The organism is Pseudomonas marvdashtae, from assembly GCF_014268655.2.
Classification (GTDB): domain Bacteria; phylum Pseudomonadota; class Gammaproteobacteria; order Pseudomonadales; family Pseudomonadaceae; genus Aquipseudomonas; species Aquipseudomonas marvdashtae.
In genome coordinates this window covers 1,654,880-1,668,777 of the sequence record NZ_JABWQX020000001.1, presented here as the reverse complement: position 1 = coordinate 1,668,777, position 13,898 = coordinate 1,654,880, and the positions used below count along the sequence as shown (strand labels likewise).

Sequence of the window (13,898 nt, the reverse complement as noted above, 5' to 3'; positions counted from 1 at the left end):
CGGGGAAGCGCGAAACTGTGGGGGAAATGTGAAGACCGTTGCCTGCAAATGAACTCTCCGGGCCTGTCGCCAGTCAGCAAGTAAGGCCCTCGATTCAAGGTGCTATCCCATGCAGATTTCCCTCGCCCGACAAGTTGCCCTGGTCACCGGCGCCAGCTCCGGCATTGGCGCAGGCTCGGCCAAGGCGTTGGCGGCGGCCGGTGCCGCCGTGGTGCTCAACTTCAATTCCAGCGCCGGCCCGGCCGAAGAACTGGCCCGTGAAATCAACGACAGCGGTGGCCGCGCCATCGCCATCGGTGCCGATGTGTCGAAGGAACAGGACGTCGAGCGACTGTTCGCCGAGACCCTGGACGCCTTCGGCACGCTGGACATTCTGGTGGCCAACTCCGGCCTGCAAAAAGACGCCGCCGCCGTCGACATGAGCCTGGATGACTGGAACACCGTTATCGGCGTCAACCTCACCGGCCAGTTCCTTTGCGCCCGCGCCGCCCTGCGGATCTTCAACCGCCAGGGCATTCGCCAAGGCGTGTCCCGGGCTGCCGGCAAGATCATCCACATGAGTTCGGTGCATCAGCGCATCCCTTGGGCCGGCCACGTCAATTACGCGGCTTCCAAGGGCGGTATCGACCAGCTCATGCAGACCTTGGCCCAGGAGACCAGCCACCAGCGAATCCGCATCAACAGCATCGCCCCTGGCGCGATTCGCACGGCTATCAACCGTGAGGCCATGGAAGGTGAAAAAGAACAGCAACTGTTGCAGCTGATTCCCTATGGCCGGGTCGGCGATGTCGACGATGTCGCCAACGCGGTGGTCTGGCTGGCGTCGGACCTCTCCGATTATGTGGTGGGCACCACGCTGTTCATCGACGGCGGAATGAGCCTTTATCCGGGGTTCCGTGGCAATGGCTGATCATGACGAACCGCAAAGCCCCATCGAAAACCACGGCATCATTGGCGACATGCGCACGGCCGCGCTGGTCAATGATCGAGGCAGCGTGGATTTTTTCTGCTGGCCGGAGTTCGACAGCCCGTCGATCTTCTGTTCGCTGTTGGACACCCCCGAAGCGGGCATCTTCCAACTCGCTCCGGACCTGCCGGATGCCCGCCGCCAGCAAATCTACCTGCCCGACACCAATGTGTTGCAAACCCGTTGGCTGAGCGACGGCGTGGTGGTGGAGATTACCGACCTGCTGCCCATCGGCGACAGCGAGGACGATTTGCCCGTGTTGATGCGCAGGGTGCGCATGACTGTCGGCAGCGCGACCTTCCGCATGCGTTGCGCGGTGCGCCATGATTATTCCCGCGCGGCGACCACCGCGCGCAGGGACGGTGACCACGTTATCTTCAAGGCCCCTCAACAGCCGAGCCTGCGTTTGTGCGCCGATCAGGCCATGACATTGGACGGCCAGGCCGCGACGGCCGAGTTCACCCTGGAGCAAGGCCAGACCGCCGAGTTCCTGCTGGGCGGCATCGACGATGCGCGTCTGGTCGATGACACCAGCGCCCTGTGCCTGGAGCGAACCCTGGCGTTCTGGCGCGGTTGGATCAGCCAATCGAACTACCGCGGACGCTGGCGAGAGATGGTCAATCGCTCCGCGCTGGCGCTGAAACTACTGACCTCGCGCAAGCAGGGCGCCATCATCGCAGCCGCCACCTTCGGTCTGCCGGAGAGCCGCGGCGGTGAGCGCAACTGGGACTACCGCTACACCTGGATCCGCGACGCCTCGTTCACCGTCTATGCATTCATGCGCCTGGGCTTTATCGACGAGGCCAACGCCTACATGCGCTGGCTGCGCGGCCGCGTCAGCGACTGCCGCGACCAACCGACCAAGCTCAATATCCTTTACGGCCTGGATGGCCGGCTCGAACTGCCGGAAACCGAATTGACCCATCTGAGCGGCTACGGCAACGCTCGGCCAGTGCGCATCGGCAACCTGGCCTACCAGCAGGTGCAGCTGGATATTTTCGGTGAGCTGATGGACGCAGTGTATCTGGTCAACAAATACGGCGAAGCCATCTCCCACCAAGGCTGGAAACACACCGTCGATGTGGTCGATCAGGTCTGCGAAATCTGGCGGAACAAGGACGTGGGCATCTGGGAGATGCGCGGCGAAAAGCAACATTTTCTGCATTCGCGACTGATGTGTTGGGTCGCGGTGGACCGCGCCATTCGCCTGGCGAGCAAACGTTCCCTGCCCGCCCCGTTCACCCGGTGGGACGAGACTCGCCAGGCTATCTATGAAGACATCTGGACGAATTTCTGGAACGACGAACACCAGCATTTCGTCCAGCGCCTGGGCAGCACCGCGCTCGACGGTTCGATGTTGCTGATGCCGCTGGTGCGCTTCGTCAGCGCCCGCGACCCGCGCTGGCTGTCGACGCTGGACGCCATCGAAAAGGACCTGGTGCGCGACGGCATGGTGTACCGCTATCGCAACGACGACAGCCCCATTGATGGCCTCAGCGGTACCGAGGGTTCGTTCGTGGCTTGCTCATTCTGGTACGTCGAATGCTTGGCCCGCGCCGGCCGCGTGGAGAAAGCCCAGCTGGAGTTCGAGCAACTGCTGCGCTATGCCAATCCGCTGGGGCTGTATGCCGAGGAATTCGACAGCCATGGCTACCATCTCGGCAACCTGCCCCAGGCGTTGAGCCATTTGGCGCTGATCAGCGCGGCGAGCTTTCTGGACCGCAAGTTGAGCGGGGAGAAAAATCACTGGCAGCCGTGAGCGGTGCTCAACGCTTCGGATTTTGTGGCGGTGTTTCGACTACCGAGTTGGCTCCGCCAGTTCGATGTCATTCAGGGCACGGTTGACCAGCAAGGTGCCCAGCTCGATCAACTGCTGAAGCCCCAACGCCACATGCCGCCGTGAGCCTTCCAGGTCGAATGCCAGGTCACTGGCCATCGCATTGGCCGAGGCCAGGGTTTCGCTGAGGGTGGTCAGCAGGGATTCGGTGTTGAGACCTGGCACCACGCAAAAGACCTGGCCTTGCTGGGTGTCGGGCTTGGCTGGGGTGTCGGGCGATAAGTGAATGCGTAACGCGCGATCAGCCGCTTCGCGGCGCTCTTGCGAGTCGAGCCGGGTGTAGGCGGAGAGGTTCTCGGCTTTTTTGGGGGGATTGGGGGTGATCTTGACCATGACGTGCAGCTCCATTCAAAAGTGGAGTCCGCCATTTCCGCGACCAAGCGGAGGGGTGGCGAACTGTACGCAGGTTGGTCGACCAGGGAATGGAAACCCGGCAGGGCCCGGAGCCCTCCCACGCACAGTCAGCCATAAAGCAGCCAGCCGCTCGCGCGGCACCGTGCGCCATTCTAAACCCGGACGACCAAGCCCGGTCGCTGATTTTGCAGCGACGGACAAAGCCTATCCCCGGCGCTTCCGAACCACCAACCGCCACGACTCGTCGGAAAATTCTGACTTGCCACAATTTTTGTAGGACCAATAGAGGGGCTGCTGTGCAGCCCAGCGGGGATAAATCCCCTCGCCACAAAAGCTGTACAAATTTGATGGCCACGCCCCACTTCAGGTTGCCAGCCCCGCCCCCCTCTCCTAAGATCGATGCACTCACGGGTGCAGCGGAGCTGCCCGATAAACCCGATTCAAGGATCCGACATGACGCACATCAGACGCCCCATCACCACCGCGCCTCGAACAGGCTTGAACCGAGAAGAACTGTGGAGCGACCAGGACAAAGGCTTGATCAAATGCTGGGAAATCGGCCGCGATCGAGCGGCGAGATTTCCTGAACTGGCACACCGTTGCCTGGCCGGTGAATTGCCGGTGCTGGGTTGGAAAGGCGGCGTCAGCCGCAGCCTGAAGAAGAACGCAAAATTCGGTTGTCTCAAGTACCTGGCCCAATGGCAGGGCCTGCGCGGCGAGGACTTGGACATCGATCTGACCCAGGAACGGACCTTGACCTGTTCCAGCACGAACATGGTCGTGACCTTCACCCCGGACCGCGCCAAATACGTGAACCAGGAACCCGCCTGACCACAACCGAGCGATGCCGGAGGCCAACATGACAGCTGCACCCAAGGTGAATTTCGCGGTGACGCCACTGCTGCGCATCGCCTATGAGGAACACGGCCCCGCCAGCGGTGAGCCAGTGATTCTGCTGCATGGATTTCCCTACGACCCACGAGCCTTTGACGAGGTTGCGCCGGCCCTGGCCCAACGCGGTTATCGAGTCGTCGTGCCGTACCTGCGCGGCTATGGCCCGACCCGGTTCAACAACCCCGCTATCGCCCGCTCCGGCCAGCAAGCGGCACTGGCCCAGGACCTGCTGGACCTGATGCAGGCGCTCGATATCCCGCAAGCGGCGCTGTGCGGCTATGACTGGGGGGGCCGCGCCGCCTGCATCGTCGCCGCCCTGTGGCCCGAACGCGTGCGCTGCCTGGTCACGGGCGACGGCTATAACTTGCAGGACATTCCTCATTCGACCCAACCGCTGGGGCCCGAAGATGAACATCGCCTGTGGTACCAATATTACTTTCACACCGCCCGGGGCGTCGAAGGCCTGAGACAAAACCGGCGTGAATTGTGCCAATTGCTTTGGCGCCTGTGGTCGCCGACCTGGCAACGCGGCGCCGAGCTGTATCCGCTCACCGCCCCTTCATTCGATAACCCGGATTTTGTCGAGGTGGTGATTCACTCCTACCGCCATCGTTTCGGGTACGCGCCGGGGGACCCGGCCCTTGAGTGGATGGAAGAAAAGCTGGCGGCGCAACCGGCCATCGGTGTGCCGAGCATTTCCCTGTGCGGGGCCAATGACGGCGTGGGCCCGCCGTCCGAACACGATGACGATGCCGGGCATTTCACCGGGCGCTATGAACGTCGCGTGTTGGCCGGCGTCGGCCACAATATTCCCCAGGAGGCGCCCGAAGCGACGCTCAAGGCGCTGCTGGACCTGCTTGAGGGCTGATCGCGAAACGCTCGCGATAGGCCTGAGGGGTTACGTCCATCGCGCGCATGAAGCTTCGACGCAGGGTCTCCTCGCTGCCGAACCCACACTGCACCGCTACGCGTTTGATCGGCACGGTGCTGTCGGTTAGCAGGCGCCGAGCGGTTTCCACGCGAATCAGCTCTACGGCACGGGCCGGGGTCTGGCCGGTCTCGGTGCGGTAGTGGCGCACAAAGCTGCGCTCACTCATGCCGACCTTGGCGGCCAGGCTCGATAAGCCCAGGTCTTGGATGAGATTTTCGGCAATCCATGCATGCAACTCATCGAAGCGACCGCCCTGCTTCTGTAGCGCCAACGTAGCGCTGAATTGCGATTGCCCACCGGGGCGCTTGAGAAACACCACCAAGTGCCGCGCAACCTCCAGGGCCACCGCTCGGCCCAAGTCTTCTTCGACCAGCGCCAACGCCAGGTCGATCCCGGCGGTGACCCCGGCGGAGGTCCACACCGGACCGTCGTTGATAAAAATGGGATTGGGTTCGACCTGTAGTTTTGGATGTTGCCGGGCCAGTTGTTCACAGCGGGTCCAGTGAGTCGCCACCCGGCGTCCGTCCAGCCATCCACTGGCCGCCAGCAGAAACGCCCCAGTGCACACCGACGCCACCCTGCGCGAACGCAGCCCTTGTGCCTTGACCCAAGCCACCAAGGCTGGATCCTCGGCGGCTTCGTAAACGCCCCAACCGCCGGCGATCAGCAGCGTGTCGCTGGCTTCGCTGGGCAGCGGCTCGGCCATCAGCGCCAATCCCGCCGACGACATCACCGCCCCACCATCGGCGGCAATGACCGTCGGCGCGTACGGCACCGGCAGGCCTTGCCCACGGAGCAGATCGTTGGCCGACGCGAATACCTGCAAAGGCCCGGTGACATCAAGCACTTGCACGTTGGCGAAGGCCAGCACATGAACGGTTTTCGGCTGATTGGGCATATTGGCGTGATTCGAGGGCTTATTGGCGAATAAGCCAAAGACTACGGACCTAAACTAAAACCGTCCACCCCTCGGGCACTAATCAAAGGAGAAAGCGACATGACCTTGCAGATCGGTTTTCTGTTATTCCCTCAGGTCCAGCAGCTGGATCTCACCGGCCCGTACGACGTGCTGGCCTCGTTGCCGGATGTGAAAATCCACCTGATCTGGAAAGACCTGGCGCCCGTCACCTCCAGCACCGGACTCGTCCTGCTGCCAACCACCACGTACGAGGAGTGCCCGAAACTCGACGTCATCTGCGTCCCCGGCGGCAGCGGCGTCGGCCCGTTGATGGAAGATGAGCAGACCCTGACGTTCATCAAGCGCCAGGCGGCCCACGCCAAGTACATCACTTCGGTGTGCACCGGTTCGCTGGTACTCGGCGCGGCGGGACTGTTGCGTGGCAAACGTGCCACCACCCACTGGGCCTTCCACAGTTTGTTGCAGCCCTTGGGAGCGACGCCGGTCAACGATCGCGTGGTCCGCGACGGCAACCTGTTCACCGGCGGCGGTATCACCGCAGGAATCGATTTTGCCTTGACCCTGGCAGCAGAGCTGTTCGACCAGGACACCGCCGAGCTGGTCCAACTGCAGCTTGAATACGCGCCGGCTCCACCGTTCGCCGCAGGTTCTCCGGACAGCGCACCGACGCAGGTGCTCGAAGAGGCCAACCGGCGCTCGGCGGAGTCGTTCCGGGTGCGCTCGCAGATCACCCAGCGGGCTGCGGCGCGGTTGGAATCGGCGTAAAGCGATCAAGCCAGGCACTCCAATAAAGTGCCTGGTTTAGAACGGGCTGGCCGTCGGCCGCACCACCAGTTCGCTGACGTCCACGTCCGCCGGTTGCTCGACCGCATAGGCAATGGCCCGGGCAATGGCCTCGGCGGGAATGGCAATCTTGCGGAACTCGCGCATCTCGGCGCGCCCGCCTTCGTCGGAAATGCTTTCGGCCAGTTCCGACTCGGTCACGCCAGGTGAAATCACCGTCACGCGAACATCGCCACCGACCTCCTGGCGCAGGCCCTCGGAAATCGCCCGTACAGCAAATTTCGTCGCGCAGTACACAGCGGCCGTGGGGCTGACGGTGTAGGCACCGATGGAAGCAATGTTGATGAACTGGCCGCTGCGTTGGCGCTGCATCAGCGGCAAACCGGCGGCGATGCCATGAAGCACGCCACGAATGTTGACGTCGATCATGCGATCCCATTCCTCGACTTTCAGCGCCTCGAGCTTGGAGAGCGGCATGACCCCGGCGTTGTTGACGATGACATCAACCCGTCCGAATCTTTCGACAGCGAAATCGATCAGGCTCTGGACGTCGTCACGACGGGTCACGTCCACGGCTCGGCAGGCGGCCTGCTGGCCCGCGGCTTGAAGTTCCTCCACCAGCGCTTGCAAGCGGTCCACGCGCCGGGCGCCAAGCACAACAGAAGCACCCCGGGCGGCCAGCAACCGCGCCGCCGCCTCGCCAATCCCGCTGCTTGCGCCAGTGATGACCACTACTTTGTTTTGAATATCGGACATGATGATTTCCTCGTCTGGATACGTTGGCCCCGGAGGGAGCGTTTTGACAGGTCCAGATTAAGAAGCCTTCCGAGGCTTGGGTTAGCCGGATTCTCCTGCGCACTTGCACGATCCTGTAACGATAACGCCTCTGGTCGTCGCGACTGCAATCGGCTTTACTAGCGCGATCCATTGAATTGGGCAGGGAGATTGATCGGCATGTCGGTATCCACCTCCATCACCATCGCGCCTGATAATGGCGTAGACCTGCGTCGCGCCGAACTGGCGAACTTGATGAAGCGCTTCGCGCCGGAATATGGCGTTCATTCCACGGCTATAGAGGCGTTGCACCTGATCCGTAGCGACCATCCCACCGAAGCCTTGCACGTCGTGCATAAGCCTGGGCTGTGCGTGATTGTTCAAGGGCGCAAAGAGGTCACGCTCGCGGACGAACGCTACGTTTATGATCCGCTTAACTACCTGGTGGTCTCGGTGACGCTACCGTTGGCCGGCCAGGTGATCGAGGCTAGCCCCGATCAACCGTACCTGTGCATCCGCCTGGACATCGACCCGGCGCAAATCTGCCGACTGATCGCCGACGCCAGCCCAATCGGCGTGCCAACCGAAAGAGCCGATCGCGGGTTGTTTCTCGACCGAATCGATGAGCCCCTGCTCGACGCAATGCTGCGCTTGCTGCGACTGCTGGACAGTCCGGACGACATTGCGACCCTCGCCCCCTTGGCCCAGCAGGAGATTTTTTATCGACTGTTGCGGGGTGCCCAAGGCCGACGCCTGCATGAGATTGCCATTCCTGACACCCAGACACACCGCATCAGCCGCGCCATCGAGTGGCTCAACACGCATTACGCCGAACCGCTGAGCATCGAAAGCCTGGCGCAGATGATCAATCTCAGCGCCTCGGCACTGCATCATCGTTTCAAAGCCGTGACCGCCATGAGCCCGCTGCAATATCAAAAACAGTTGCGCCTGCAAGAAGCCCGGCGACTTTTACTGGCGGAGAACAGCGACGTTTCGTCAATCGGCTACAAGATGGGCTATGAAAGCCCTTCGCAGTTCAGCCGTGAATACAGCCGTCTATTCGGCGCCTCGCCGAGCAAGGACATCGCCCGCCTGCGTGCCATGGCGTTGCAAGCCAGCAGCGCCTGAGTCTGCACGCAAACAGGATCAGGCAAACGCAGGGCAGTTTCCGACTAACGACCGCACCCGACTCCCCCCTACTCTGAACCCATGCAGCAAGACAAGCATGAGGGACCTACTTTCTTCAAGACGAAAAAAAACCCGCCTAGGCGGGTTTTTTGAGGACCAGTTTGACTCCTGTCTGGCATTCCGTGCCTGGCCCCGTCATCCGTGACCCCGAACACTCCCTGTGCTCAGTGGGTAGACACAGATTAGCCCCGTCACCTTGATGAGCAAAGACGACAAAGCAGCATCGCGGTGTAAGCGTTTGGCTACACAACGCCTTCTGATCTTTTAAAGGACGAAAAAAAACCCGCCTAAGCGGGTTTTTCCAAGACCATTACGACTCCCTGTCGATAGCAATCCTTGCAAGGCCGATCTTCCCTGATCCTGAGCACTCCCTGTGCTCAGTGGATAAGTGCAGATTACGCCTCGGATCCAAAGTGAAATAGAGGAAATAGCTACCACCGAGTGTAAGCCATTCGCCATACGCTCCCTTCCGCAAACCCCTAGTCCCGTCAGGTATCGCTACCCTGGGTAGCCATCACGATTTGCTCAGAAACTCTTCAATGTTCGCCATCTGCTCATCCCAGCCGCGACTGTCCATGCGGAAGGCCTTGAGTCGGCGCGCCTCGGGAATCTTTTTGAAACCCGACTCCACCACCTTTAGCAAGGTCCCTCCATTCATGTCTTCGAGTTCGAACTGCACTTGGGTTTCAGATTCCTGGGAGTAATCGGTTTGCGGATCGACGGCGTAAGGATGCCAGCGAAATGAGAACACCCGCTCGGGCTCGACGCGTTCCACCGCCACATCCCAGACAAGATGCTCATACCCCGGATAGGTGATCTGCCCTTGGGTGCGCTCACCCGCAACGAACCGTTTGCCCGCGAGGTTTACACCAAACCATTGGCCGAAGGTCTCAGCATTGGCCAGAGCGCGCCAGACTTGTGAACGCGGCGCCTTCAGTAGGATCTTTCTTTCGATACGATCGGATAAATGCATGGGGTCACCTCCTGTGTTTAACAGTAGGCCTGTAAGACCGCTAGGCCAACCGGAAAGTTGTATCGATGCGTTGTTTGGGTACACTCCTCCGGCAGTTTTACCTCAAGGAGAGATAGATAATGTCCAGCCGCTTGCTTCTGCCCCTGATCCCCCTGTTATTCATCGCCGCTGTCCACGCTGAAGATTGCACCGACGCCACGAGCCAAGGTGACCTGAACCAGTGCTCGGCCCAAGAGAACAAGGCCGCCGACAAGGAGCTGAACAGCTTGTACAAGCAAATCACAGCGCGCCTGAAGGACAATGCCGAAGCCAAGCAACTGCTGGTCAAGGCGCAACGTGCCTGGATCGGCTTTCGTGACGCTGAATGCAGCTTTTCTGCGTCCGGCGTTGAAGGCGGTAGCGTCTATCCAATGATCCACAATGAGTGTATTACAGCCGTTACGAAGGCGCGTATCGAGACGCTCAAGACTTATCTGAAATGCAAGGAGGGCGATTTGAGCTGCCCGGTGCCTGAGGCTTGATTGAGGGATGCTGAAGAGGATGATCATTAGGTCATCCTATTTTTTGACGCAAAAACAAAACCCCTACCTGCGTCAGCAGATAGGGGTTTCGGAATTTAATCTTGACGATGACCTACTCTCACATGGGGAAACCCCACACTACCATCGGCGATGCATCGTTTCACTGCTGAGTTCGGGATGGGATCAGGTGGTTCCAATGCTCTATGGTCGTCAAGAAATTCGGGTACCGAATCGTGGCCAGTTGGCCTCGCTTCAGCAAATTGGGTATGTGATAGCTTCGGTGTTTTTGTGAGATTCGAACTTTCGGTTCGTTTCGTCTTCACACACCGCAATCTGGCGCCCTGCAGGCAGGATCAGCAAATTGCTTGGGTGTTATATGGTCAAGCCTCACGGGCAATTAGTACAGGTTAGCTCAACGCCTCACAGCGCTTACACACCCTGCCTATCAACGTCGTAGTCTTCGACGGCCCTTCAGGGGACTCAAGGTCCCAGTGAGATCTCATCTTGAGGCAAGTTTCCCGCTTAGATGCTTTCAGCGGTTATCTTTCCCGAACATAGCTACCCGGCAATGCCACTGGCGTGACAACCGGAACACCAGAGGTTCGTCCACTCCGGTCCTCTCGTACTAGGAGCAGCCCCTCTCAAATCTCAAACGTCCACGGCAGATAGGGACCGAACTGTCTCACGACGTTCTAAACCCAGCTCGCGTACCACTTTAAATGGCGAACAGCCATACCCTTGGGACCGGCTTCAGCCCCAGGATGTGATGAGCCGACATCGAGGTGCCAAACACCGCCGTCGATATGAACTCTTGGGCGGTATCAGCCTGTTATCCCCGGAGTACCTTTTATCCGTTGAGCGATGGCCCTTCCATACAGAACCACCGGATCACTAAGACCTACTTTCGTACCTGCTCGACGTGTCTGTCTCGCAGTCAAGCGCGCTTTTGCCTTTATACTCTACGACCGATTTCCGACCGGTCTGAGCGCACCTTCGTACTCCTCCGTTACTCTTTAGGAGGAGACCGCCCCAGTCAAACTACCCACCATACACTGTCCTCGATCCGGATAACGGACCTGAGTTAGAACCTCAAAGTTGCCAGGGTGGTATTTCAAGGTTGGCTCCACGCGAACTGGCGTCCACGCTTCAAAGCCTCCCACCTATCCTACACAAGCAAATTCAAAGTCCAGTGCAAAGCTATAGTAAAGGTTCACGGGGTCTTTCCGTCTAGCCGCGGATACACTGCATCTTCACAGCGATTTCAATTTCACTGAGTCTCGGGTGGAGACAGCGCCGCCATCGTTACGCCATTCGTGCAGGTCGGAACTTACCCGACAAGGAATTTCGCTACCTTAGGACCGTTATAGTTACGGCCGCCGTTTACCGGGGCTTCGATCAAGAGCTTCGCGTTAGCTAACCCCATCAATTAACCTTCCGGCACCGGGCAGGCGTCACACCCTATACGTCCACTTTCGTGTTTGCAGAGTGCTGTGTTTTTAATAAACAGTCGCAGCGGCCTGGTATCTTCGACCGGCGTGGGCTTACGCAGCAAGTGCTTCACCCTCACCGGCGCACCTTCTCCCGAAGTTACGGTGCCATTTTGCCTAGTTCCTTCACCCGAGTTCTCTCAAGCGCCTTGGTATTCTCTACCCAACCACCTGTGTCGGTTTGGGGTACGGTTCCTGGTTACCTGAAGCTTAGAAGCTTTTCTTGGAAGCATGGCATCAACCACTTCGTCACCCAAAGGGTAACTCGTCATCAGCTCTCGGCCTTGAGATCCCGGATTTACCTAAGATCTCAGCCTACCACCTTAAACTTGGACAACCAACGCCAAGCTGGCCTAGCCTTCTCCGTCCCTCCATCGCAATAACCAGAAGTACAGGAATATTAACCTGTTTTCCATCGACTACGCTTTTCAGCCTCGCCTTAGGGACCGACTAACCCTGCGTCGATTAACGTTGCGCAGGAAACCTTGGTCTTTCGGCGTGGGTGTTTTTCACACCCATTGTCGTTACTCATGTCAGCATTCGCACTTCTGATACCTCCAGCAAGCTTCTCAACTCACCTTCACAGGCTTACAGAACGCTCCTCTACCGCATCACTTGCGTGATACCCGTAGCTTCGGTGTATGGTTTGAGCCCCGTTACATCTTCCGCGCAGGCCGACTCGACTAGTGAGCTATTACGCTTTCTTTAAAGGGTGGCTGCTTCTAAGCCAACCTCCTAGCTGTCTAAGCCTTCCCACATCGTTTCCCACTTAACCATAACTTTGGGACCTTAGCTGACGGTCTGGGTTGTTTCCCTTTTCACGACGGACGTTAGCACCCGCCGTGTGTCTCCCATGCTCGGCACTTGTAGGTATTCGGAGTTTGCATCGGTTTGGTAAGTCGGGATGACCCCCTAGCCGAAACAGTGCTCTACCCCCTACAGTGATACATGAGGCGCTACCTAAATAGCTTTCGAGGAGAACCAGCTATCTCCGAGCTTGATTAGCCTTTCACTCCGATCCACAGGTCATCCGCTAACTTTTCAACGGTAGTCGGTTCGGTCCTCCAGTTAGTGTTACCCAACCTTCAACCTGCCCATGGATAGATCGCCCGGTTTCGGGTCTATTCCCAGCGACTAGACGCCCTATTAAGACTCGCTTTCGCTACGCCTCCCCTATTCGGTTAAGCTCGCCACTGAAAATAAGTCGCTGACCCATTATACAAAAGGTACGCAGTCACCCAACAAAGTGGGCTCCCACTGCTTGTACGCATACGGTTTCAGGATCTATTTCACTCCCCTCTCCGGGGTTCTTTTCGCCTTTCCCTCACGGTACTAGTTCACTATCGGTCAGTCAGTAGTATTTAGCCTTGGAGGATGGTCCCCCCATATTCAGACAAAGTTTCTCGTGCTCCGTCCTACTCGATTTCACTTCTAAGATCCTTTCGCGTACAGGGCTATCACCCACTATGGCCGCACTTTCCAGAGCGTTCCGCTAAAATCAAAGAAGCTTAAGGGCTAGTCCCCGTTCGCTCGCCACTACTAAGGGAATCTCGGTTGATTTCTTTTCCTCAGGGTACTTAGATGTTTCAGTTCCCCTGGTTCGCCTCTTGCACCTATGTATTCAGTACAAGATAACCATCTTATGATGGCTGGGTTCCCCCATTCAGACATCTCCGGATCAAAGTCTGTTTGCCGACTCCCCGAAGCTTTTCGCAGGCTACCACGTCTTTCATCGCCTCTGACTGCCAAGGCATCCACCGTATGCGCTTCTTCACTTGACCATATAACCCCAAGCAATCTGGTTATACTGTGAAGACGACATTCGCCGAAAATTCGAATTTCTCAACTAAGAGAACTCACAAATTTTACCTTAGCCTGATCCGTTACCAGTGAAAGTAACGTCCAGTCTATCTTTCTATCACATACCCAAATTTTTAAAGAACGAACTAGTCAAAGACTAGAAATCAACATTCACCATCGAACCGATGGAATGCTCATTTCTAAGCTTTATACAATCGAAGCAGTAGTGGTGGAGCCAAGCGGGATCGAACCGCTGACCTCCTGCGTGCAAGGCAGGCGCTCTCCCAGCTGAGCTATGGCCCCATTACAAAATTGGTGGGTCTGGGCAGATTCGAACTGCCGACCTCACCCTTATCAGGGGTGCGCTCTAACCAACTGAGCTACAGACCCAATTTCGAGCTTGTAACTGTTAGCTGTGAGCTATCAGCTTGGAGCTTAAAGCTGCTTCTATCGTCTTCTTCAATGAATCA

The 13,898-nt window shown here is 58.4% G+C and carries 11 protein-coding genes, 2 tRNA genes and 2 rRNA genes; 7 read left to right on the top strand and 8 right to left on the bottom strand.

Translation table 11 applies throughout. The features are described from left to right. Positions 1-109 precede the first annotated feature (109 nt). Positions 110-910 (top strand): SDR family oxidoreductase, encoded by an 801-nt coding sequence (locus HU742_RS07810; protein ID WP_186639997.1) that lies wholly within the window; start codon positions 110-112, stop codon positions 908-910. Continuing rightward, on the top strand, positions 903-2,726 hold the full coding sequence (locus HU742_RS07805) for a glycoside hydrolase family 15 protein (RefSeq protein WP_186642165.1): 1,824 nt from the start codon (positions 903-905) through the stop codon (positions 2,724-2,726). Before HU742_RS07810 ends, HU742_RS07805 begins: the two co-directional genes overlap by 8 nt. Before the next feature lie 39 nt (positions 2,727-2,765). On the opposite strand, the gene HU742_RS07800 is transcribed toward HU742_RS07805, so the two are convergent. Then, complete coding sequence (locus HU742_RS07800; RefSeq protein ID WP_186642164.1) at positions 2,766-3,137, bottom strand: DUF6124 family protein; 372 nt, start codon at positions 3,135-3,137, stop codon at positions 2,766-2,768. Positions 3,138-3,611: 474 nt separating this feature from the next. On the opposite strand from HU742_RS07800, the gene HU742_RS07795 reads away from it, so the two are divergent. After that, positions 3,612-3,989 (top strand): hypothetical protein, encoded by a 378-nt coding sequence (locus HU742_RS07795; RefSeq protein ID WP_186642163.1) that lies wholly within the window; start codon positions 3,612-3,614, stop codon positions 3,987-3,989. A gap of 28 nt (positions 3,990-4,017) precedes the next feature. Further along, complete coding sequence (locus tag HU742_RS07790) at positions 4,018-4,920, top strand: alpha/beta fold hydrolase (protein WP_186640004.1); 903 nt, start codon at positions 4,018-4,020, stop codon at positions 4,918-4,920. Here the strand turns inward: HU742_RS07790 and HU742_RS07785 are convergent. Further along, positions 4,889-5,881, bottom strand: coding sequence for a GlxA family transcriptional regulator (locus HU742_RS07785; protein ID WP_186642162.1), 993 nt, complete (start codon positions 5,879-5,881; stop codon positions 4,889-4,891). The two genes, HU742_RS07790 and HU742_RS07785, sit on opposite strands and share 32 nt — an antisense overlap. A 99-nt stretch (positions 5,882-5,980) precedes the next feature. On the opposite strand from HU742_RS07785, the gene inhA reads away from it, so the two are divergent. Further along, the gene (gene inhA / locus HU742_RS07780; protein ID WP_186640008.1) at positions 5,981-6,667 is read left to right on the top strand and encodes an isonitrile hydratase; all 687 of its coding nucleotides are present in this window, start codon (positions 5,981-5,983) and stop codon (positions 6,665-6,667) included. A gap of 36 nt (positions 6,668-6,703) precedes the next feature. On the opposite strand, the gene HU742_RS07775 is transcribed toward inhA, so the two are convergent. Next, on the bottom strand, positions 6,704-7,441 hold the full coding sequence (locus HU742_RS07775; RefSeq protein WP_186642161.1) for an SDR family oxidoreductase: 738 nt from the start codon (positions 7,439-7,441) through the stop codon (positions 6,704-6,706). Positions 7,442-7,639: 198 nt separating this feature from the next. On the opposite strand from HU742_RS07775, the gene HU742_RS07770 reads away from it, so the two are divergent. Continuing rightward, positions 7,640-8,587, top strand: a complete 948-nt coding sequence (locus HU742_RS07770; protein WP_186642160.1) for an AraC family transcriptional regulator — start codon at positions 7,640-7,642, stop codon at positions 8,585-8,587. A gap of 574 nt (positions 8,588-9,161) precedes the next feature. Here the strand turns inward: HU742_RS07770 and HU742_RS07765 are convergent. Beyond that, positions 9,162-9,620: an SRPBCC family protein gene (locus HU742_RS07765; protein WP_186615741.1), complete on the bottom strand. Its 459-nt coding sequence runs from the start codon at positions 9,618-9,620 to the stop codon at positions 9,162-9,164. 119 nt (positions 9,621-9,739) lie between these two features. On the opposite strand from HU742_RS07765, the gene HU742_RS07760 reads away from it, so the two are divergent. Next, entirely contained in the window at positions 9,740-10,141 is a 402-nt protein-coding gene (locus HU742_RS07760; RefSeq protein WP_186640014.1) for a lysozyme inhibitor LprI family protein, read from the top strand. 99 nt (positions 10,142-10,240) lie between these two features. Here the strand turns inward: HU742_RS07760 and rrf are convergent. The 4 genes from rrf to HU742_RS07740 all read right to left on the bottom strand — a co-directional run bounded on the left by rrf (position 10,241) and on the right by HU742_RS07740 (position 13,818). Further along, positions 10,241-10,356: ribosomal RNA gene (rrf, locus tag HU742_RS07755) — 5S ribosomal RNA — on the bottom strand. A 161-nt stretch (positions 10,357-10,517) separates the two neighbouring features. Then, positions 10,518-13,409: ribosomal RNA gene (locus tag HU742_RS07750) — 23S ribosomal RNA — on the bottom strand. A gap of 246 nt (positions 13,410-13,655) precedes the next feature. Continuing rightward, positions 13,656-13,731: transfer RNA gene (locus HU742_RS07745), tRNA-Ala, on the bottom strand. Positions 13,732-13,741: 10 nt separating this feature from the next. After that, positions 13,742-13,818 (bottom strand) — tRNA-Ile (locus HU742_RS07740). Between the last annotated feature and the right edge of the window lie 80 nt (positions 13,819-13,898).